This window comes from Plantibacter sp. (assembly GCF_059073635.1).
In genome coordinates, this window is the sequence record NZ_JCACOF010000008.1 from 373261 (window position 1) to 392252 (window position 18992).

At 70.4% G+C, this 18992-nt stretch carries 20 protein-coding genes and 1 pseudogene; 10 read left to right on the forward strand and 11 right to left on the reverse strand.

Features of this window, described 5'->3' with window-relative positions:
* The first annotated feature begins 145 nt into the window (after positions 1–145).
* The 4 genes from AC5JOC_RS08985 (at position 146) to AC5JOC_RS09000 (ending at position 5607) form a co-directional block, all read left to right on the forward strand.
* The gene (locus AC5JOC_RS08985) at positions 146–3991 is read left to right on the forward strand and encodes an OmpL47-type beta-barrel domain-containing protein (RefSeq protein ID WP_274499017.1); all 3846 of its coding nucleotides are present in this window, start codon (positions 146–148) and stop codon (positions 3989–3991) included.
* Positions 3992–4206: 215 nt separating this feature from the next.
* Entirely contained in the window at positions 4207–4692 is a 486-nt protein-coding gene (locus AC5JOC_RS08990) for a DUF2975 domain-containing protein (protein ID WP_137242733.1), read from the forward strand.
* Positions 4692–4904, forward strand: a complete 213-nt coding sequence (locus AC5JOC_RS08995) for a helix-turn-helix domain-containing protein (protein ID WP_137242732.1) — start codon at positions 4692–4694, stop codon at positions 4902–4904. The genes AC5JOC_RS08990 and AC5JOC_RS08995 overlap by 1 nt, the downstream gene beginning before the upstream one ends.
* A gap of 70 nt (positions 4905–4974) precedes the next feature.
* Positions 4975–5607 carry a DUF805 domain-containing protein gene (locus tag AC5JOC_RS09000; RefSeq protein ID WP_494246214.1) on the forward strand — a complete coding sequence of 211 codons (633 nt, stop codon included), beginning with the start codon at positions 4975–4977 and terminating at the stop codon, positions 5605–5607.
* Positions 5608–5625: 18 nt separating this feature from the next.
* Here AC5JOC_RS09000 and AC5JOC_RS09005 read toward each other — a convergent pair whose 3' ends face one another.
* Both AC5JOC_RS09005 and AC5JOC_RS09010 read right to left on the reverse strand, forming a co-directional pair.
* Positions 5626–6885, reverse strand: a complete 1260-nt coding sequence (locus tag AC5JOC_RS09005) for an RNA polymerase sigma factor (protein WP_494246364.1) — start codon at positions 6883–6885, stop codon at positions 5626–5628.
* A gap of 37 nt (positions 6886–6922) precedes the next feature.
* Positions 6923–7366 carry a YciI family protein gene (locus tag AC5JOC_RS09010; RefSeq protein ID WP_191940091.1) on the reverse strand — a complete coding sequence of 148 codons (444 nt, stop codon included), beginning with the start codon at positions 7364–7366 and terminating at the stop codon, positions 6923–6925.
* Between the two features lie 214 nt (positions 7367–7580).
* Here AC5JOC_RS09010 and AC5JOC_RS09015 point away from each other — a divergent pair, with 214 nt between their 5' ends.
* Positions 7581–7784 (forward strand): three-helix bundle dimerization domain-containing protein, encoded by a 204-nt coding sequence (locus AC5JOC_RS09015; protein ID WP_079704549.1) that lies wholly within the window; start codon positions 7581–7583, stop codon positions 7782–7784.
* Between the two features lie 23 nt (positions 7785–7807).
* On the opposite strand, the gene AC5JOC_RS09020 is transcribed toward AC5JOC_RS09015, so the two are convergent.
* Positions 7808–7993 (reverse strand): hypothetical protein, encoded by a 186-nt coding sequence (locus AC5JOC_RS09020; RefSeq protein WP_079704550.1) that lies wholly within the window; start codon positions 7991–7993, stop codon positions 7808–7810.
* Between the two features lie 192 nt (positions 7994–8185).
* On the opposite strand from AC5JOC_RS09020, the gene AC5JOC_RS09025 reads away from it, so the two are divergent.
* Both AC5JOC_RS09025 and AC5JOC_RS09030 read left to right on the forward strand, forming a co-directional pair.
* Complete coding sequence (locus AC5JOC_RS09025) at positions 8186–8986, forward strand: sugar phosphate isomerase/epimerase family protein (protein WP_079704551.1); 801 nt, start codon at positions 8186–8188, stop codon at positions 8984–8986.
* A 409-nt stretch (positions 8987–9395) separates the two neighbouring features.
* Positions 9396–10832, forward strand: coding sequence for a glucose-6-phosphate dehydrogenase (locus AC5JOC_RS09030; RefSeq protein ID WP_202939802.1), 1437 nt, complete (start codon positions 9396–9398; stop codon positions 10830–10832).
* Between the two features lie 84 nt (positions 10833–10916).
* Here AC5JOC_RS09030 and AC5JOC_RS09035 read toward each other — a convergent pair whose 3' ends face one another.
* Together AC5JOC_RS09035 and AC5JOC_RS09040 are read right to left on the reverse strand one after the other, a co-directional pair.
* On the reverse strand, positions 10917–12098 hold the full coding sequence (locus AC5JOC_RS09035; protein ID WP_079704553.1) for an alcohol dehydrogenase catalytic domain-containing protein: 1182 nt from the start codon (positions 12096–12098) through the stop codon (positions 10917–10919).
* A 169-nt stretch (positions 12099–12267) separates the two neighbouring features.
* A pseudogene (locus AC5JOC_RS09040) lies at positions 12268–13128 on the reverse strand (LysR family transcriptional regulator); the annotation flags it as partial.
* A 57-nt stretch (positions 13129–13185) separates the two neighbouring features.
* Here AC5JOC_RS09040 and AC5JOC_RS09045 point away from each other — a divergent pair.
* Positions 13186–14124 (forward strand): DMT family transporter, encoded by a 939-nt coding sequence (locus AC5JOC_RS09045; protein WP_494246218.1) that lies wholly within the window; start codon positions 13186–13188, stop codon positions 14122–14124.
* A gap of 6 nt (positions 14125–14130) precedes the next feature.
* Here AC5JOC_RS09045 and AC5JOC_RS09050 read toward each other — a convergent pair whose 3' ends face one another.
* Genes AC5JOC_RS09050 through AC5JOC_RS09065 form a run of 4 tightly spaced genes read right to left on the reverse strand, consistent with a single transcriptional unit; the run spans position 14131 to position 15989 of the window.
* The gene (locus AC5JOC_RS09050) at positions 14131–14514 is read right to left on the reverse strand and encodes a hypothetical protein (protein WP_494246219.1); all 384 of its coding nucleotides are present in this window, start codon (positions 14512–14514) and stop codon (positions 14131–14133) included.
* The gene (locus AC5JOC_RS09055) at positions 14514–15131 is read right to left on the reverse strand and encodes an Asp23/Gls24 family envelope stress response protein (RefSeq protein WP_079706159.1); all 618 of its coding nucleotides are present in this window, start codon (positions 15129–15131) and stop codon (positions 14514–14516) included. The genes AC5JOC_RS09050 and AC5JOC_RS09055 overlap by 1 nt, the downstream gene beginning before the upstream one ends.
* Complete coding sequence (locus AC5JOC_RS09060; RefSeq protein WP_079704557.1) at positions 15128–15679, reverse strand: RNA polymerase sigma factor; 552 nt, start codon at positions 15677–15679, stop codon at positions 15128–15130. The genes AC5JOC_RS09055 and AC5JOC_RS09060 overlap by 4 nt, the downstream gene beginning before the upstream one ends.
* Before the next feature lie 7 nt (positions 15680–15686).
* Positions 15687–15989: a hypothetical protein gene (locus tag AC5JOC_RS09065; protein ID WP_124768103.1), complete on the reverse strand. Its 303-nt coding sequence runs from the start codon at positions 15987–15989 to the stop codon at positions 15687–15689.
* A gap of 131 nt (positions 15990–16120) precedes the next feature.
* Between AC5JOC_RS09065 and AC5JOC_RS09070 the strand changes: the two genes are divergently transcribed.
* Positions 16121–16642 carry a MarR family winged helix-turn-helix transcriptional regulator gene (locus tag AC5JOC_RS09070; protein ID WP_079704559.1) on the forward strand — a complete coding sequence of 174 codons (522 nt, stop codon included), beginning with the start codon at positions 16121–16123 and terminating at the stop codon, positions 16640–16642.
* Positions 16643–16926: 284 nt separating this feature from the next.
* Here AC5JOC_RS09070 and AC5JOC_RS09075 read toward each other — a convergent pair whose 3' ends face one another.
* Both AC5JOC_RS09075 and AC5JOC_RS09080 read right to left on the reverse strand, forming a co-directional pair.
* Complete coding sequence (locus AC5JOC_RS09075; RefSeq protein WP_086472701.1) at positions 16927–17244, reverse strand: DUF7882 family protein; 318 nt, start codon at positions 17242–17244, stop codon at positions 16927–16929.
* Positions 17245–17345: 101 nt separating this feature from the next.
* On the reverse strand, positions 17346–17660 hold the full coding sequence (locus AC5JOC_RS09080) for an ArsR/SmtB family transcription factor (RefSeq protein WP_064295809.1): 315 nt from the start codon (positions 17658–17660) through the stop codon (positions 17346–17348).
* A gap of 83 nt (positions 17661–17743) precedes the next feature.
* Here AC5JOC_RS09080 and AC5JOC_RS09085 point away from each other — a divergent pair, with 83 nt between their 5' ends.
* Entirely contained in the window at positions 17744–18979 is a 1236-nt protein-coding gene (locus AC5JOC_RS09085; protein WP_205125839.1) for an MFS transporter, read from the forward strand.
* Positions 18980–18992: the final 13 nt, after the last annotated feature.

An 18992-nucleotide genomic window follows, 5' to 3' on the forward strand; every position in this document is an offset into this window, starting at 1 on the left:
CTGCCCCGGCTGCCGCCCCTGCCCCCTGCGCCGGTCCCTGAGCCCGTTCACCCCGGTCCGTGAGCCCCTACCCCGGTCCCCTACCCCGGTCCCTGAGCTTGTCGAAGGGCCACCCGCACCACCACACCGATCACTGGAGATCCTCGTGTCCCGTCCCCTCCGCCTCGCCGCTCTCGGAGCCGCGACCGCCGTCCTCGCCTCACTGCTCACGGTCGTCGTCGGTTCACCACCGGCTGAGGCGGCCACGCAGAACCCCATCATCGGCGACGGCTCCGTGTACTCGGCGGACCCCGCCACCCTGGTCGTCGACGACGAGCTCTACATCTACGCGGGGCGGGACGAGGCCGGCCCAACCACGAACGACTTCATCATGAACGAGTGGCAGTCGTTCTCCACCGGCGATCCCGACTCCGGCACCTGGGAGCACCACCCGTCGCTCATGCGTCCTGAGACCGTCTTCGACTGGGCGACCTCCGGCCGCGCCTACGCGGGGCAGGTCGTGGAGGGTGCCGACGGCCGCTTCTACTGGTACGTCCCGGTCCACGAGGCGGCGAGCACGTCGGAGGACCAGTTCGGCATCGGCGTCGCGGTCGCCGACGACCCGCTCGGCCCGTGGACGGACGCGGTCGGCGGCCCGATCATCTCCCAGGCCATCCTCGGCAACACGATCCACAACATCGACCCCACGGTCTTCGTCGACGACGACGGTCGTGTCTACCTCTACTGGGGCAGCTTCAGTCAGCTCCGCGCGGTCGAGCTCGAAGCCGACATGGTGACGCTCACGGGTGACGTGCGCACGATCTCCTCCGGTGTCGACGGCTTCTTCGAAGCGGCGTGGCTGTTCAAGCGCGGCGCCACCTACTACCTCGCCTACGCGGCGAACAACGCCGGACCCGACTCCACCTGCACCCCGGCGACCTACCACGCGTGCATCGCGTACTCCTCGGCCGATTCGCCCTTCGGGCCGTGGACCCAGCGCGGCCGCGTCCTCGCCCCCGTGTCGTCCACGACCTCGCACCCGGCCATCACCGAGTTCCAGGGCGAGTGGTACATCGCGTACCACACGGCCGACGCCGTCGGCGGGAACCACTTCCGTCGCTCGGTCGCCATCGACAGCGTGGAGTGGGACGACACGACCGTGCCGCCGACCATGCGCGAGGTCGTCACGACCCCGGAGCGCGGCCCCGACCTCAGCCCACGGCGCAACGTCGCACCCTGGGCGACCGCCTCGGCCTCGAACGAGCCCGTCCCGACGCAGTACTGGATCGACGCCCTCAACGACGAGACGATCCGACCGAACCCGCTGCCGCCCGACATGTGGGGCAGCTGGTCGGCGGAGCGTCCCGCCCAGCAGTGGATCCAGTACGACTGGGACCGCCCCGTGCGCATCGACAGCGCATCGATCAAGTTCTTCCGCGACGTCGCACCGGGCACCGGCAACGGGGTGTCCGACCCGTCGAGCTGGAGGCTGCAGTCCTGGAAGTCCGGAGCCTGGGTCGACGTCGTGAACCCGAGCGGCTACCCGACCTCCACGACCGCGGAGCACACCGTGACCTTCGAACCGGTCACCACCACCCGGCTCCGGGCGGTGCTCAACGCCTCGTCCAACGGGGCGAACCCGCCGGCGTATTCGGCGCTCGCCGTCGAGGAGTGGCGCGTGCTGGCCGCCGAGACGACGGGGTATCAGCCGGTCGTCGTGTCGACGATCACCGGGACGCAGCCCCTCCTCCCGGAGACCGTGCTCCTCGACGACGCGACGGGCGGCTCCGTCCGCGCGACCGTGCACTGGGACCCCGTCCCCGCGGACCAGCTCGCCGCGCCCGGATCCTTCACCGTGCTCGGCACCGCCGAAGGCTATGCGGCCGGCCGCGTCGAGGCGACCGTGACGGTCATCGACGGCACGGTCACCGAGGACACCCAAGCGCCGACGCTCGACGTCGAGACGATCGGCGTCGACGGCGCGGGGGACTGGTTCCTCGGTGACGTCACGCTGCGGGCGACGGCGCTCGACGCGGCGGACCCCACGCCGCTCATCGAGTTCCAGCGGGACGGCGGCGACTGGACCGCCGTCGCCGGGCAGCGGACGGCCGTGCAGACGATCACCGGTGACGGACCGCACAGCGTGGCCATCCGGGCGACGGACGCCGCCGGGAACACCTCCGAGGTCTGGAACGCGTCGTTCCGGATCGACTCCGGTGTACCGACCGTCGACGCGGCGTTCGATGCGGAGAGCCGCGCGGTCACGGCGTCGGCCGCCGATCCTGGCGCGCCGGAGACCGCGTCCGGTCTCGCGGGCCTCGAGGTCGCCGTCGACGGACAGGACGCCTGGGAGCCGTACACCGCGCCGGTCATGCTCGACCTCGAGGCGCACGACGTCTACCTGCGTGCGAGCGACACCGCCGGCAACGTGTCGGCGGTCACCGCCATCACCGTGCAGCGCTCGGCGGACGCCCCGCTCGAGGGCGACATCGCGTCGTTCGCCACGGCGACCGCCTCCTACTCCTCGCCGTGGACCACGGTCGACGCCGTCAACGACGGCAGTGCCTCGGGTGCGTCCTGGGGCACCTGGCCGATGGTCGGTGAGCAGTGGGTGCAGCTGAGCTGGGACCGCGAGGTCACGCTCGACGCCGCGTCGGTGCACTTCTTCGCCGACGCCGCAGACGAGGCGAACGTGGGGGTGATCCCGCCGCGCAGCTGGGTGGTCGAGACGCTCGCCGCGGACGGCTCCTGGGTGCCGGTCGACACCACGGACCCGTACACCCGGGACCGCGACGTCGCCAACGCCGTGGGCTTCACACCGGTCGCGACGTCGGCCCTCCGGGTGCGCATGCAGGCTTGGGGTGCGGCGGAACAGGGCGGATCCGTCGGGATCCTGGAGATCACGGCGAACGCGGTCGCTCCGGCGGGGGAGCCGGACACGACGGCGCCCACCGTGACGCTCGCGTCGAGTCCGGCCGAGCCGACGGGCGAGGCCGGTTGGTATCGCGAGGGCGTGTCGGTCGCGGTCGACGCTGACGACGACGTCGACGACGCCCCGATGGTCGAACTCCGGCTCGGCGACGGCGCGTGGACGCCGGCGGAGGAGGTCGAGGCGTTCGACCCGGAGACGCGGGTGCTGATGCTCGGCGCCGATGGCGTGTACGTGGTCGCGGCCCGCGCGACCGACGCTGCTGGGAACGTCTCCGAACCGGTGGCCCTGTCCGTGGACATCGACACGACCGCGCCGGAGGTCGAGGCGGTCACCACACCGGAGGCCCCCGCGACCGGACCGGTCACCGTGCGGTTCGACGCGACGGACAAGGGTTCCGGGGTCGCCCTGGTCGAAGCGGCAGTGAGGTCGGGCGACGCGGGTTCGGGTGGTGCCGGCCAGGACGATGCCGGCTGGTCGCCGGTCTCCGATGCCGGGCTCGTGCTCGACGAACCGGGCGAGCACCTCGTGCGGTACCGCGCCACCGACGTCGCCGGCAATGTCGGCGCCGAGCGTTCGGTGACCGTCACGGTCGTCGAGACGCCCGTCGACCCGGAGCCGGGGGACGGCGCCCGGGTGGTCCTCGGTGCCTCATCGGTGACGGCGGGCGGTTCCCTCGCGGTCGCCGGTTCGGGTTTCGGCGCCGGTGAGCAGGTGACGGTCACGCTCTTCTCCGACCCGGTGCGGCTCGCCACCTTCACCGCCGACGGCTCGGGTGCCGTCTCGGGTGTCGTCGCCGTGCCGGTCTCGACGCCGAACGGGGTGCACACGGTCGAGCTCCGAGGTGTCACCACCGATCGCGCGGCGACGGCCTCGCTGCAGGTGACGGGCGGTGGAGCCCTCCCGGGCACGTCTGTCGGAAGCCCCGGTGCCTCGGCGCCCGGAGCCGGCGGGGGCGGTGGTGGCGACGACCTCGCCAGGACCGGCGCCGCGCCGTCCGCGGCGCTGCTCATCGCCGCACTCGCCCTCCTCTCCGGTGTGCTGCTCGTCGCGAGGCGTCGTCAGGAGGCGTTCCGAGGTTGAGTGCGCCCTTCGACAGGCTCAGGGACCGGATGGGCTCGGGACCGGAATTGCTCTGGGACCGGGATGGCCCTGGGACCCGACGGACTCGGGGACTGGAAGGGCTCTGGGACCGGATGGGCTCAGGGACCGGAATGGCTCAGGGAGCGGGATGGCGTCGGCTTGCGCAATCTATCGAATAACGATAGCTTTCCATTGTTCTTCGATGGAGGTGCGCGATGCGCGGAGTGACGGTCCTGGTGCTGCGGGTGATCCTCGCGGTCGCTCTGGTGGGTTCGCTGGTGGTGCAGGTGGTGATGGTCCCGTTGCTCTGGGCGGACCTCGACGGCGTGGACGAGGTGCCGCGGACCCTGTTCGCGATCATCGTGATCGCCGAGATCATCACCTTCCAGCTCTGCGCCGTGTGTGTCTGGGCGCTCCTCGACCTGGTCCGTCGGGGGCGGGTCTTCTCGGCTCGCTCGTTCCGGTTCGTCGACGTCATCATCGGTGCGATCGCCGTGTCCGCGCTGCTCACGTTCGGGCTCGCCGTCCTCCTCGCTCCGGGCGGGATCGCGCCGGGGGTCATCGGTCTCCTCTGCGGCGCCGCGCTCGTGACCGCCGGTGTCGCCCTCGTGGTCGTGGTCATGCGGTCCCTGCTGCGTCAGGCCGTCGACCGCGAGATCGAGGCGCAGGGGCTCCGTTCCGAGTTGGACGACGTGATCTGATGCCGATCATCGTGGACATCGACGTCATGTTGGCTCGCCGCAAGATGTCGGTCGGTACCCTGTCGGAGCTCGTGGGGGTGACACCGGCCAACCTCGCGGTACTGAAGAACGGCCGTGCGAAGGCGGTCCGATTCACGACGCTCGAAGCGCTGTGCGTCGCACTCGACTGCCAGCCGGGCGACCTCTTGCGCTGGGAGGCCGCGTCGGAGTGATCCGCCCCGATGCCCCGGTCGCCATGCCGGGCATACTGGAGGCACCTCGACCAGCGATCCGGAAGCAGTCATGACGTATCCTCCAAACCCTCCAGGTCCGCAGTCCCAGCTGCCGTACGGGCAGCCGCAGTACGGCCAGGCACCGTACGGTCAGCCGCAGTACATCGCGCCCCCGCCCCGGGGTGCCAGCTCGCCGGACGACCTGACCCTGCCGCTCTACGGGGCCACGTTCCGCCAGGCCACCAAGCGGTTCTTCAAGCAGTACGCGAACTTCTCGGGGCGCGCGTCGCTCAGCGAGTACTGGTGGAGTTCGCTGCTCACGACGATCCTGATCCTCATCCCGACGCTGCTCGTCATGGTCGGTGCCATCATGACCGGCGTCGCAGCAGCGACGGCTGCGCAGGAAGAAGACCTGTCCGGGGGTGGCTATGACTTCGCGGAGCCTGGGCCCATGGAGTTCGGCATGCGTGTGCTCCTCATCCTCGGCGTGATCCTGCTGTTGGTGGTGTGGTTCGCCCTCATCGTGCCGAGCCTGGCGATCACCTGGCGGCGCCTGCACGACGCGAACTTCCCCGGCCCGTACTACTTCTTCACACTCGTCCCCTCGATCGGAAGCGTCATCATCCTGGTCCTCGTGCTGCTTCCGTCGAAGCCCGAAGGGCAGCGCTTCGATCGCCCGGCGCAGGTGTCGTCCGGACGCTGAGGTCGCAGGAGACGCGGTTCACTGCGGCAGTTCGGCGGCCTTCCGCAGCAGGACGTCGCGCTCACGGTCGTTCGCTGCGAGGTGCGCGGCGGTCAGGAGTTCCGAGCGCGCCTCCTCGATGCGCCCCAGCCGTGCGAGCAGTTCGCCGCGGACGCTCGGGATGAGATGCGACCCCCGCAGCGACGCATCGTCGGCGAGGCTGTCGACGATGCGGAGCGCCGTCGCCGGGCCGGTCGCCATCGACACCGCGATCGCGCGGTTGAGTTCGACGACCGGGTTCGGGGCGATCCGTCCGAGCGTCTCGTAGAGGATCACGATCTGCTCCCAGTCCGTCGCGTCCACGCTCGGAGCGACCGAGTGGCACTGCGCGATGGCCGCCTGGAGTGCGTAAGCGCCGCGTCCCCGGCCGAGGGCGTCGGCGCGGCTGAGCGCTGCCGTCCCGCGAACGATCTGCGCCCGATCCCAGCGCTCGCGGTGTTGGTCGGCGAGCAGGATGGCGGAGCCGTCGGGTGCGACGCGGGCGGCGAAGCGTGAGGCCTGGAACTCCATGAGGGCGACGAGCGCGTGCGCCTCCGGCTCGCGGGGGACGAGCGCGACGAGGCGTCGGCCCAGCCGCAGGGCCTCGTTCGCGAGGTCGGCGCGGATCCAGGTCGGTCCGCTCGTCGCCGCGTACCCCTCGGTGAAGAGCAGGTAGACGACGCCGAGGACGGCCGACAGGCGCCGGGGCCACTCGGCCGGGTCCGGCGCCTCGAAGTGGACGTTCGCCGCGGCGAGCGTCTTCTTCGCACGGGTGATCCTCGCCTGCACCGTCGGCACCGGGACGAGGAGCATCCGGGCGATCTCCTGGGTGGTGAGCCCGCTGACGACCCGCAGCGTCAGCGCCACCTGCGACTCCCGCGAGAGCGCCGGGTGGCAGGCGGTGAAGACGAGCCGCAGCACGTCGTCCCCGATCGGCTCCCAGTCGAGGTCGCTCGCCTGCTCCAGGTCACGGGCGAGCGAGCGGTACCGCTCATCGAGGGCTGCCCGACGTCGCCACCCGTCGATCGCGCGACGTTTGGCCACCATCGTCAGCCACGCACCCGGGGTGCGCGGCACGCCGTCGCGCGGCCAGTGTTCGAGGGCCTCCAGCAGCGCCTCCTGGGCGAGATCCTCCGCCAGACCGAGGTCGCCCGTCAGCTTCGTGAGGGTGGCGACGATCTGCGCGCTCTCGATCCGCCAGACGCTGTCGACCACGCGGCGGGCGGCCTCATCGCCGTCCGCCGCGCCGGTGTCGGTCATGTCGGCGTCGGTCATGTCCGTCTCGCGTCGGTCGTGCTCAGGCCGGGTCGGCCGCCGGCTTCGCCACACCTTCCTGCGCCCGCCACTCCTGCTCCTTCTGGAGGTACTCGTTGTCGGCGTGGTCGGCGAAGTCCGTCTCGTCGGTCACGCGGCGCACCTCGATCTTGTTGCCGGGGCCGAGCGGCGCACGGCCGGCCCATTCGATGGCCTCCTCGCGGGTGGCGACCTCGATGGTCCAGAACCCGTTGAAGAGCTCGTGGAGTTCGCCGTAGGGGCCGTCGGTGACGATCGGCGCCTCGGTCGTGAACTCGACGACGGCGCCCTGTGCGGCGTCGGTGAGACCGTCACCGCCGACCATCACGCCGGCGTTGATCATCGACTCGTTGTAGGCGCCCATCGCGTTGATGACCGCTTCGAAGTCCATGTCCTCGAGCTTCTCGACGGACCCGCTGTTGCGCATGATGAGCATGTACTTCGACATCGTCTTCTCCTGTCGTCAGGGGCGCTGATCGCCCGCCTCACTCTGACGTCGAACGGCGAACACGGAAATCGACATCGCGGTCAGAATATCCTCGGCGGGTGCCCGATGGGGAGGGTGAACGGATCGCGGCGGCCAGGTGTCCGGCGGGAGAACAGCGGCGGACGGAAGTCGCGATTCACAGCCCAGGCAACAACTGTGGGTTGATACTGAGTCCATGGCAACTGAGATCGACCACGAAGAGATCATCCGTCAGCTCACTGCGAAGCTGAGCGAGAAGTACTCGGGGGTCGATTCCGCTCGGATCGGCGAGCTCGTGCGCGAAGAGGTCAGCGCGCTCGCCGAACGCCCGGTCCAGGATTACGTGACCGTCCTCGCCGAGCGTGCGGTCAAGAAGTCGCTGAAGCGCGCCGAGAAGTAACGGTCCCGCCACCGGCCGGATCGCTACCGGTCAGGTCTGCTCGTCAGCGCCTCGATCGAGACCACGATGACGATGCAGACGACGAGCAGGATGAACACGTTCGGGTTCAGGGTCAGCGCGTAGAGGACGACGGCGATCAGCACGAGGACGCCGATGATGACGATCGCGCGGCGTGGTGATCTCCGCCTCGTCCGGTTCAGGTCTGCCATGGTGCCCCCTCGCTGATGGTCGGTCGAATCTCCAGACTATGAGTGCCCGGCCACCCGCGCGCCCAGTCTCTGTCGATAGACTCGGCTCGGGTACTTTTGTCGATGAGTCGACAGAAGCGGTTCCGTGCTCGGTGTCCGTCACGCGATCCGATGCGCCCGTCGGTGCCCGCCCGAAGCTACGAAGGAGTACCCATGAGCGCACCGTCCGTGCAGCTGTACACCGTCCGCGACGCCATCGCCGAGGACCTGCAGGGCGCCGTCGCCCGCATCGCCGAGATCGGCTTCACGAAGGTCGAGCCATACGCGTTCGTCGAGCGCGCTGCCGAGTTCGAGACCGCTTTCGCCGCCGCTGGTGTCACGGCCCCGTCCGGCCACGCGCCCGTCATCGACGCCGCCGACCCGGCGGTCGCGTTCGACGCGGCATCGCGGCTCGGGATCGGGACGGTCATCGACCCCTTCATCCCCACCGATCGCTGGCAGACCGCCGACGACGCGGCACGTCTCGCCGAGCGCGTCAACGAGCTCGCCGTCCAAGCAGCGGCGTCCGGCCTGAAGTTCGGTTACCACAACCACAACTGGGAGTTCTCGACCCACGTCGACGGGCGCCCGATCTTCGAGCTGTTCGTCGAGCAGCTGTCGCCCGAGGTCGTCCTCGAGATCGACACCTTCTGGTCGACGGTCGGCGGTGCCGACACCCCGGCGTTCCTCCGTTCGCTCGGTGACCGCGTGCAGTTCCTGCACATCAAGGACGGCATCATCTCCGGTGACATCGCCACCGCACTGCCGAGCAGCGAGAGTGCGCTCGTCGTGCCCGACGCGCTCGCTCAGGCGTTCGCGAACCAGCAGCCCGCGGGTCAGGGCCAGGTCGACATCCCGGCGATCCTCGCTGCCGCACCGCACGCGACCCGCGTCGTGGAGTTCGACGGCTACAGCAAGGAGATCTTCGGCGGCGTCGCCGAGTCCTACGCCTGGCTCGCCGAGAACGACAAGTAGGCGCGCACCTCGACAGGCTCGGTGAGCGGGGCGCCCGTTCCCTGAGCTGCGCCGCACTGAGCCTGTCGAGGTGTCGAAGGGCCCACGGGGAGTCGTTCTGTGGCCGTGGACGTGTGCTCGGGGGCACTTCGACAAGCTCAGTGACCGAAGTTGGCTCAGTGACCGAAGTTGGCTCAGTCACCGAGGTCGGCTCAGTGACCGAGGTCGGCTCGGTGAGCGGGGCGCCCGTTCCCTGAGCCTGTCGAAGGGCCTACGGGGAGTCGTTCTGTGGCCGTGGACGTGTGCTCGGGGGCACTTCGACAAGCTCAGTGACCGAAGTTAGCTCAGTGACCGAAGTTGGCTCAGTGACCGGGGCGCGGGCGTGCGCAACCCCAGGACGATCGGCCGGCGGCTCGGTCAGGATGGAATCATGAGCGACCAGTCCGACACCACCACCCAGCCCGATCCCGACACCGTACCCGGCATCCCGGACGCGGAGTCGCTGGAACCGACGAAGCGCACCATCGCCATCCTCGGCGCCAACGGCGACCTGGCCAAGCGGCTCCTGATCCCCGGCCTCGGCGAGGTCGTCGACGCCGCCCGCGACATCTCGCTGCAGATCATCGGTGCCGCCCGCACGCCGCAGCCGAACGAGGAGTGGCGTGCGACCGTCCGCGCCAGCCTCGAGGACGCCGGCATCGGCGCCCGGACCGTCGACGCGCTGGTGTCGACGACGGAGTTCATCCCGACCGACGCCTCCGACCCCGACGAACTGCGTGCACTGCTCGACGCCTGCACCGGCTCGCCGATCCTCTACATCGCGCTCCCACCGTCCGCCGGGCGCAAGGTCGCCGAGGCGCTCGCGCAGATCGACCTGCCCGACGACCTCCTCATCGCCATCGAGAAGCCCTTCGGCGACGACCTCGCCGACGCCCAGGCGCTCAACGCGGCGCTCGCCGAGGTCGTGCCGGAGGAGCGTCTGTGGCGCATCGACCACTTCCTCGGCAACGCGACCGTCCTCGGGATGCTCGGCCTCCGCTTCGGCAACCGACTCCTCGAGGCGGGCTGGAACGCGGAGCAGATCGAGAAGGTGGAGATCCTCTACGACGAGGAGCTGGGGCTCGAGGGGCGTGCAGCGTTCTACGACCAGACCGGCGCTCTGCGCGACATGTTGCAGAGCCACCTGCTCATGGTCCTCGCCCTCACGGCGATGGAGCGTCCGGACGCGGTGACGCCGACCGACGTCCACGACCGCATCGCCGAGGTCCTCGGCGCCGTGCGACTGTGGAAGGACGACCCGTCGACCGCCCGTCGCGCCCGCTACACCGAGGGCCGGGTCGGCGACCGGCTCTTCCCCTCCTATGTGGACGAGCCCGACGTCGACGCCTCCCGCGAGACGGAGACGCTCGCACAGCTCCTGCTCCAGGTCGACACCCCGCGTTGGCAGGGCGTGCCGTTCGTCCTGCGCTCCGGCAAGGGCATCGGTGACCCGCGCCGCGAGGTCGCCGTGCACTTCCGCCGCTCGGCTGCGCCGACCGGACTGGACGCTCCGGACGGACACTCCGACACCGTCCTCCGCATGTCGCTCAAGGGCGGTGCGGTGCACCTCGACCTCATCGTGACCGGAGCCGATGACGTCGACGGCCTGCGCCGGGTCGAGCTCGAGGCCGATCCCGGAGCTGCGACCCTCAGCGCCTACGCGCAGGTGCTCGCCGGCCTCCTGCAGGAGAACACGCTGCTGTCGGTGCGCGGCGACATCGCCGAGCAGTGCTGGCGCATCGTCACCCCGGTCGTCACCGCCTGGGCCGCCGGCGAGACGCCGCTCGAGGAGTACGAGGCGGGGAGTGCCGGTCCGACGGACTGGTGACCGGGCCCTGACGCACTGCTGAGCGCCTGACACGAAACGACCCGCGCCGAATGATCGGCGCGGGTCGTTTCGTGCTGTGGGCGGTTACGCCGACGGCTTCAGGACGACCTTGATGCAGCCGTCCTCCTTCTTCTGGAAGGTCTCGTACATCGCCGGAGCTTCGGCGAGCGGCACGCGGTGGGTCGCGAGGTCGAGCACGCCGAGCGGGTCGGTGCTGTCCTCGACGAGGGGGAGCAGCGTCGGGATCCAGCGGGCGACGTTGCACTGACCCATCCGGAGCGACACCTGCTTGTCGAACATCGACTTCATCGGCATGATGTCCGCCTCACCGGCGTAGACGCCGCTCAGGGACACGACGCCGCCACGGCGGACGAGCTCGAGCGCGGTGTGCAGGGCGGCGAGCCGGTCGATGCCGGCGTGCTCCATGGCCGGTCGCGCGATCGCGTCGGGCAGCACGCCGACGGCCGTCTGTGCCGCAGCCGCGATCGGTGACCCGTGGGCCTCCATGCCGACGGCGTCGACGACCCCGTCCGGGCCGCGTCCGCCGGTGGCGTCGCGGAGCTCCGCGACCACGTCGTCCGAGAGGTCGAGCGCACGGATGCCGTAGCGCTCGGCGAGGGCACGGCGCTCCGGCACCGGGTCCACGGCGAAGACCTCGAGACCGCGGTGCTTGGCGATGCGAGCCGCGAGCTGACCGACCGGGCCGAGGCCGAGCACGGTGATCGAGCCGCCGTCCGGCACCTCGGCGTACTCGACGCCCTGCCAGGCGGTCGGGAGGATGTCGCTCAGGTAGAGGTAGGACTCGTCGGGCAGGTCGCGACCGACGACGATGCAGTTCGCGTCGGCGAGTCGGACCTGCAGGAACTCGGCCTGTCCGCCCGGCACCTGCCCGTAGAGCTTCGTGTAGCCGTAGAGGGAGGCGCCGCTGCCGTGCTCGGTGACCTGGGTCGTCTCGCACTGCGACTGCAGCCCGTTGCGACACATGAAGCACTCGCCGCACGCGATGGTGAACGGGATGACGACCCGGTCGCCGACCGCGACGCGGGTGACCTCCGAGCCGACGGCTTCGACGACACCCATCGTCTCGTGGCCGAGGACGTCGCCGCGGTCGAGGAACGGGCCGAACAGTTCGTAGAGGTGGAGGTCGGAGCCGCAGATGGCTGCCGAGGTGACACGGATGATCGCATCGGTGGGGGCGGTGATCGCGGGGTCCGGGACGGTCTCGACCGACACCGAACGGCGACCCTGGTACGTGAGTGCGCGCATGGATGCTCCTTCGTCGTTGTCCTTCCACCCTGCGCCTCCTGGACGTCGGGCGACTGGGGGTGGACGTCTCGTCGGAGGGCTGATACGAGCTCAGCGTGCTCGCGTCGGCGGCCACGCGCTGGAGGCTGGCGAGCACCGACCGGACCGCGGATCGCGCCATCGCCTCCGGTCTCGCCAGGACGTCGACGTGCCGGACGAGGACCGCGCCGGCGACCGGTCGGAGGACCATGCCGTCGACGGCCAAGGGTGCCGCCGTGGTGCGCGGCATGACGGCGATCGCCGCCCCCGTGCGGACGACCTGGGCGGCGACCGAGAACTCGTTGATACGGTGGTCGATCCGCGGCGCCCGGCCGCTCAGCGCGCCCAGGTGATGGAGGACGCCGGCGAGCGGGAACCCCTCGTGCGTGGAGATCCAGCGTTCGTCGCGCAGATCCTCCGGTCGCAGCTCCGACCGCGCCGCGAGCGGATGCGCCTCGTGCATCGCGATGTCGAGGGGTTCGACGAGCAGCGGCGTCACGACGAGGCGGTCGAGCGGCCACGCCGGCTCGTGCGGGAGCCGGTGGGCGATGACGAGGTCGTAGTCCGCAGTGAGCCCGGCGAACCGGTCCTGCGCGACGTCGGCGTCGGCGAGGATGAGCCGCGGAACCGGACCGGTCGCATCGACTCCGGGAATGGGGCCGCTCGCGAGCAGCGGTCCGAAGAACGCCAGCCCCGCGCTGTGGAACGCGGAGACGCTCACGGGGCGCTGCTCGTGTTGGAGGAAGGAGTCCACGGCGTCCCTGGCCTCGGCGAGTGCCTCCTCGACGCGCGCGGCGGCGACGGCCAGGGCTTCGCCGGCCTCGGTGAGGACGAGGCGGCGCCCGTGCTTCTCGGTGAGCGGCACCGGCATGGTGGCCTGCAGCGCGGCGAGCTGCTGCGACACGGCCGAGGCGCTGACGTGCATGGCTGCGGCGACCGCGGCGACGCTGCCACGGTCGCCGAGTTCGCGGAGGAGGCGGAGGCGCGCGGGATCCATAAGCTTTTCCTTCATCGTCGATCCAGACACTGCCTGTTGTTCTGTCGTGTCCGTCTCCAGGAGAGTAGCGGCATGGCCCGCCGCGCACCCTCCGAACTCATCGTCGATGTGCTGCTCGTCGGGGTCGCGGCGGTGTGGGGCGCCAGCTTCCTCGCGGCGAAGGGCCTCGCCGCCGTCACCGGTGTGCCGGCCGCGGTCGCCCTGCGCTTCCTGGTGGCGGTGATCGCCATCGGGCTCATCTGTCTCGTGCGACGGGAGCGACTCCCTCGCGGACGGGGCCTGCTGATCGCGGCGGCACTCGGCTGCTCGCAGGCCGCGATCATCGGCCTCGAGACGTGGGGCGTGCACCTGACCTCGGCGACGAACGCCGGGCTGCTCATCAGCCTCGCGCTCGTCATGACGCCGGTGCTCGACGGTGTCGCGTCGCGGTCCTGGCTCCCGAGGTCCTACTTCGTCGCCGCGGTCGCAGCCGTGGTCGGTGTCGCGCTGCTCGTGTCGGACGGCGGTCTCCGCGCACCCACCGCGGGCGACGCGCTCGTGATCGCCGCCGCCGTCGTCCGTGCGGTGCACGTGACGTCGAGTGCGCACCTGACGCGAGGTCGAACCGACAGCACGCTCGGCGTCGTCTTCGTCCAGATGCTCGTGTGCGCCGGGGCGTTCAGCCTCATCGCCGGTGACGGGCTCGCGGCAGCTGTCACGCGGCTCGATCTGCGCGGCTGGCTGGACGTGCTGTTCCTCGGTCTGCTGTGTTCCGTGTTCGCGTTCGTCGTCCAGCTGTGGGCGGTGCGGCGGACCTCGGCCTCGCGCGCGAGCATCCTCATGGGGACGGAACCCGTCTGGGCGCTCCTCGTCGGCGTGCTCATCGCGGGGGAGGTGATCGGCCCGCTGGGTGCGCTCGGTGCGGCGCTGATCATCGTGGCGAGCTATGTCGGCCAGGCGATCGAACGCCGCCACCGCGCGCGGACGACCGGCACGGCACCCACGGTGCAGCAGGAGCCGGCGCCTGTCTGACGGGGTCTACGGTGTGGTCGCCGCGCCCGTGAGCGGCGTTCCCAGCGGTGCTGCGTCCTCGATCCGGCACACGCGGACGTCGATCTCATGGATCGGCGTCCCCTCCGTCGACGTCGCGAGCACCTTGCCGATCGCATCGCCGACGAGACGGAGGGTCGCCGGGACCGGAGCCCCGTCGGTCACGCCGATGGTCACGCCGATCGTCAGCGCGCCGTCGGCTCCGCGACCGACGGCCACCTTCGTCGGCTTGTCGTCGTCACGCCCGACCGCGTCGGCGACGGTCCGCAGGACCGCACGGATCGGCGACCCGGACGCGTAGACCGTCGTGACCCCCGGTGTCGCAGCGACGACGGCGGTGAGCTGCTGCGAGAGTGCGGCATCGGTGTCCATCACGAGTCCTCCGGCCGGGCGACGCGCTGCGTGTGGATGTCGATGATCGTGACGTCGACGGCGACCACGTTGAGCTCGGTGTGCGTGGCCAGTTCCGCGACGACGCGATCCCGGATGAGCTGCGACAGCCGTTCGAGGTTGTTGCCGAACGCGGCCGAGGCGGTGATCGCCACCGTGATGGGCGCGTCCAGGGTCGTCACATCGCCGTCGAGCCGGACCCGACCGACGATGACCCCGCCGACGCTGTCGCCCACCCCGCGGATCAGGGTGCGGACGGAGCCCTCCGTGATACGGAGGTGCACCTCGGGGTCCGGGTGCCTGAGTGGGATGTCCCGACCGGCGTGCGCCTCGAGTGAGATGTTCTGGAGGACCGCGTGCATCCAGGAGCGGTCCTGCTCGGAGTGCGTCGCCGCCTCCGACTTGAGCAGCGCCCAGGTCTGGGTGCGCAGCCGGAGCAGGGCGTCGAGGGCGAGTTGGCAACCGGGGGAGGCTTCGATGTCGGGGTCGAGGGGCTCACGGCCGCTGTCGAGGTAGTCGGAGAGCTCGTCGATGGTGTGCCCGTCGAGGTCGGCGCCGGCCAGGCCGTCGAGCATGGACTCGTGGTCGTCGTCGTTCATCGCCACACCTCCATCTCCCGCAGGACGGTCTGTCTGGCTCGCGCGAGCTGACCGCGCACCGTCGACGTCGGGACCCCGAGCGACTCGGCGATCTCGACGTACGACAGCCCGCCCGTCTCCTTGAGCATCCAGCACTCGCGCTGCATGGCGGGCAGTCGGTCGAGGACCGAGGCGAGTGCGCTCATCTGCATGCGCACCTCGACGACCCGTTCGGGGGACTGATGGGACGGGGCGGGGGCATTCCAATCCTCGATCTCGCTGTGTTCGCGGCGGCGTCTGATGCGGTCGATCGCCCGGTTCGAGACCATGCGCATCAGCCAGGACTTCACCGCGTTCGGGTCGTTCAGCCGGTCCAGCTGGCCCCACGCCTGGATGAGGACGTCCTGCACGACGTCCTCCGCCTCCGACTGGTTGCCCAGCACGCGGACGGCGTAGGCGCGCATGAGCGAACCGTGCCGGAAGACGAGGACCTCGAAGGCGGTGGCGTCTCCGTCGGCGGCGCGCTCGGCGAGGATGCCGTCCGGGAGCACCTCGAGCGAGCGCTTCACGGAGTGGTTAGAGGACGGCGAACGCGGTGAAGGCGACGGCGGTCGCGGACACGATCGCGGACGCGGCGACAGCGGCGACGTACGGAAACTGGAGCGTCTTCGCCGGGCCGTTCTCCACCGCCTCCTTGGCGCGGAGCAGGGAGACGAAGACCCCGAGGTCCTTGCCGGTGCTCGAGGCGGCGACGAAGCGGCCGTCCCGGAACTCGACCATGCCGGCGTACTCGCCGTCGACCGAGGCGACCCAGAGGGTCGCGTCCGGCTCGGCCCAGGCGACCGTGGTCCCCGTGCCTCGCTCCAACACCGTGCTCATGACTGCTCCTTGCTCAACGTTCGTGTTGTTAGAGAATCTAGCTATTCATGCGTCTGCATGTACCCCACTTGACATCGCGATCCGGACTCCGCTAGACAATCTCGTTACGAGAACCACTACTGTTGGACTTCATGACCGCCCAAGCCGTTGACGCGCAGCACTACTGGTACGAACAGGATGAGCACGAGCGCGGCCGCCGCATGCTCGAGGCCATGCGTCTGTACCGTGCCGCCGAGGCCGCGATGCGTCGTCGGACCCGCGACGAGATGCACATGGGCGAGAACGACCTCCTCGCGCTGCGGTTCATGCTGCGCGCCAAGCAGGAGCACCGTCTGGTCAGCCCCACGGATCTGGGTGCCTACCTCGGCATCAAGACCTCATCGGTCACGGTCATGCTCGACCGCCTGGAGGCGGCGGGTCACGTCGTCCGTCGGCCGAGCGAGACCGACCGTCGCCGCGTCACCGTCTCGACCACCGACTTCGCCGACTCGGAGGTCCGCAAGACCCTGAGCCACATGCACCACCGCATGATGGAGGCGACCACCGGGATCGAACCGGAGATCGCGGCCGGCATCGTCGACTTCCTCGACCGCATGCGCGAGGCCGTCGACTCGATCGACCGCACCGAGCCCGAGGGGCAGCCGCAGCACTGAGCCGCGGCTCTGAGGCGTCGATGGGCCGGGAGGCCACTCGGTCTTCCCCACCTGGTCTGAGGGGAAACAGCGAGGCGGGCCGCACGGTCTGATCCGTGTGGCCCGCCTCCGAATGTCTTCGACGATTTCGACTGCGCGCTGCGGGCCCTCCAGGCGCCGCTCGAGCCGACTCTCAGAAGTCCCCGACCTTCGATGATCCGATGGTAATCGAGCACGTGTCGGACGGCCGATGCTTGAACGGTCGGATCGCTTGTGCTACTCGGGATCGTGCTGGTGGCGGTGCCTCAGTTGTCGGCGGACAGCTCCGGGTAGTCGGTCTCCGGCATGAGCTCGAGCCCCGCCGGCGTGTAGGTGCGGTCGAGCATGGCCTGCAACCAGGTGCGGTTGAGTGCGACCGGGCGGGAGCCGGTGAACCGGAAGACGATGGGGACGCCGGTCTCGATCCAGATCGCGTAGCGGCCCGAGCCGTGTGCGGGGTCGATCGTCCAGGAGAGGAGGAACGCCTCGCCCTTGCGGAGCTTGGAGACGACGACCATCTGCACATGGGCGAGGGTCCGATCCTCGAGTTCGAGTGCTTCGTTCCCGTACCGCAGCGTTCCCATGTTCCCCAGCCCCCTGTCGTCGTCTGCGCGGTCGATCACCGCGCCGACAATTCTGGCAGCTCCCGTCGATGCGGCGCGAATGCCAGGGGCGGGATTGCTGGTCAGTCGGCGTCGAGGACGGCGTCGAGCAGGCCCGGGAACCGGGTGTCGAGGTCGTCACGCCGCAGGGTGAGCGTGCGGTGGCGACCGTTCGGCTCGTTCCGGATGACGCCGGCCTCGCGAAGCACCTTCATGAGGTGGGACTTCGTCGACTTCGGGATCGTGGGGTCGAGGGCGGTGCAGTTCGCGGCGTCCATCGGTCCGTCCCGGAGCTGCCGCACCATCTCGAGTCGGTCCGGATCGCTGAGCGCGAAGAGGACGGCCGGCAGCTCGATCGCCTCGCGGTCGGGGTGCGTGAGATCGGCTGGTGCGGGCATGGTTCGATAATAGTTGAACAATGAGCGGAAAGCGCGTATCGTCCAATCGTTCGACATTTTTGGAACCGAAGGATGCCCGCCCCGTGCAGACGACGACCCCGTCACCCCCGACCCGACCCGTGCCCACCGCGGCTGACGGCGCGCCCGTGCTGCCGCGCCGTCGCTTCGGTTTCGTCCTCGCGGGGCTCGGCAGCACGCTCATGCTCGCCGGTGCCAGCGCTCCGTCACCGTTCTACCCGGAGCTCCAGGAGCGGCTCGGCATCGGCCCGATCGGCGTCACCATCGCCTTCTCGGCCTACGCGCTCGCCCTGCTGGTCGCGCTCCTCACGATCGGCTCGGTCTCGGACCACCTCGGACGCCGCCCGGTGATCACCGCCGGGTTCGTCGTGCTCGCCGCGAGCATGCTGCTCCTCTGGCACGTCGACTCCGGAGCGCTGCTGTACCTCGCCCGCGTGCTCCAAGGCCTCGCCAGCGGGGCACTGCTCTCCACGCTGTCGGCGACGATCATCGATCTGGCCCCGCCCGAGCGGCCACGAGCGGCGACCCTGCTGAACGCCATCGCCCCGATGATCGGTCTCGCCTCCGGCACGATCCTCGCGGGCGTCCTGCTGCAGACGGTCGCCGATCCGTCGAGCTGGACGTTCCTACCGCTGGCGGTCGCGTACCTGCTCATCGCGGTGTCCATCTGGAACGTGCCGGAGACCGCAGCCCGCACCCCCGGGTGGGCGCGCGCCATCCGACCCCGCGCAGCCGTCCCCGTCGACGCCCGACGGTTGTTCGTCGTGAGCATCCCGATCGTCCTCGGCGGTTGGGCGACCGGCGGGCTGTTCCTCTCCCTCGGGCCGAGCATCATGCACACGGAGCTCGGCGTGGACGGCCAGCTCGGAGGGGCACTCCTCATCGGGCTGCTGCCGGCCGCCGGGGCCGTCGCGGCCGCGGTGCTCCACCGTCGCCGACCCGTCGTCGCGGCCGTCTACGGGGCGTCCGCGCTGTCCGCCGGGACCGTGCTCCTGCTCGTCGCCCTGATCCTCGGGTCGCTCCCGGTCGCGGTGGTCGCCGTCGTGATCGCCGGAACCGGGTTCGGCACGGCGTTCATGGGCACGATCGCCTCGCTCGTCCCGCTCGCGCCGGCCGACGAACGCGCTGAGCTGTTCGCCGCGCTGTACATCGTCGCGTACCTGTCCTTCGGCGTGCCGGCCGTCATCGCCGGCCTGCTCGCCTCGGCCATCGGGCTCCACGCCACGGTGCTCGGTTACGGCACGGTCGTCGCGATCGCCGCGGGCACGGCCGCTGTGGTGCGCGCCCGGTCGGCGCGCTGACGGTTCGAGCCCG

Bases quoted from the DNA above. Each gene is read 5' to 3' on its own strand.
- AC5JOC_RS09080 (WP_064295809.1), bottom strand. From the start codon at position 17,660: ATGCCCGCACCAGCCGATCTCACGCACCCCGACCGCGAGGCGATCGAG.
- AC5JOC_RS08995 (WP_137242732.1), top strand. From the start codon at position 4,692: ATGCCGATCATCGTGGACATCGACGTCATGTTGGCTCGCCGCAAGATG.
- AC5JOC_RS09070 (WP_079704559.1), top strand. From the start codon at position 16,121: ATGACCGCCCAAGCCGTTGACGCGCAGCACTACTGGTACGAACAGGAT.
- AC5JOC_RS08990 (WP_137242733.1), top strand. From the start codon at position 4,207: ATGCGCGGAGTGACGGTCCTGGTGCTGCGGGTGATCCTCGCGGTCGCT.
- AC5JOC_RS09015 (WP_079704549.1), top strand. From the start codon at position 7,581: ATGGCAACTGAGATCGACCACGAAGAGATCATCCGTCAGCTCACTGCG.
- AC5JOC_RS09075 (WP_086472701.1), bottom strand. From the start codon at position 17,244: ATGGGAACGCTGCGGTACGGGAACGAAGCACTCGAACTCGAGGATCGG.
- AC5JOC_RS09065 (WP_124768103.1), bottom strand. From the start codon at position 15,989: ATGAGCACGGTGTTGGAGCGAGGCACGGGGACCACGGTCGCCTGGGCC.
- AC5JOC_RS09050 (WP_494246219.1), bottom strand. From the start codon at position 14,514: ATGGACACCGATGCCGCACTCTCGCAGCAGCTCACCGCCGTCGTCGCT.
- AC5JOC_RS09030 (WP_202939802.1), top strand. From the start codon at position 9,396: ATGAGCGACCAGTCCGACACCACCACCCAGCCCGATCCCGACACCGTA.
- AC5JOC_RS09025 (WP_079704551.1), top strand. From the start codon at position 8,186: ATGAGCGCACCGTCCGTGCAGCTGTACACCGTCCGCGACGCCATCGCC.
- AC5JOC_RS09035 (WP_079704553.1), bottom strand. From the start codon at position 12,098: ATGCGCGCACTCACGTACCAGGGTCGCCGTTCGGTGTCGGTCGAGACC.
- AC5JOC_RS09005 (WP_494246364.1), bottom strand. From the start codon at position 6,885: ATGACCGACACCGGCGCGGCGGACGGCGATGAGGCCGCCCGCCGCGTG.
- AC5JOC_RS09020 (WP_079704550.1), bottom strand. From the start codon at position 7,993: ATGGCAGACCTGAACCGGACGAGGCGGAGATCACCACGCCGCGCGATC.
- AC5JOC_RS09000 (WP_494246214.1), top strand. From the start codon at position 4,975: ATGACGTATCCTCCAAACCCTCCAGGTCCGCAGTCCCAGCTGCCGTAC.
- AC5JOC_RS09045 (WP_494246218.1), top strand. From the start codon at position 13,186: ATGGCCCGCCGCGCACCCTCCGAACTCATCGTCGATGTGCTGCTCGTC.
- AC5JOC_RS09010 (WP_191940091.1), bottom strand. From the start codon at position 7,366: ATGTCGAAGTACATGCTCATCATGCGCAACAGCGGGTCCGTCGAGAAG.
- AC5JOC_RS09055 (WP_079706159.1), bottom strand. From the start codon at position 15,131: ATGAACGACGACGACCACGAGTCCATGCTCGACGGCCTGGCCGGCGCC.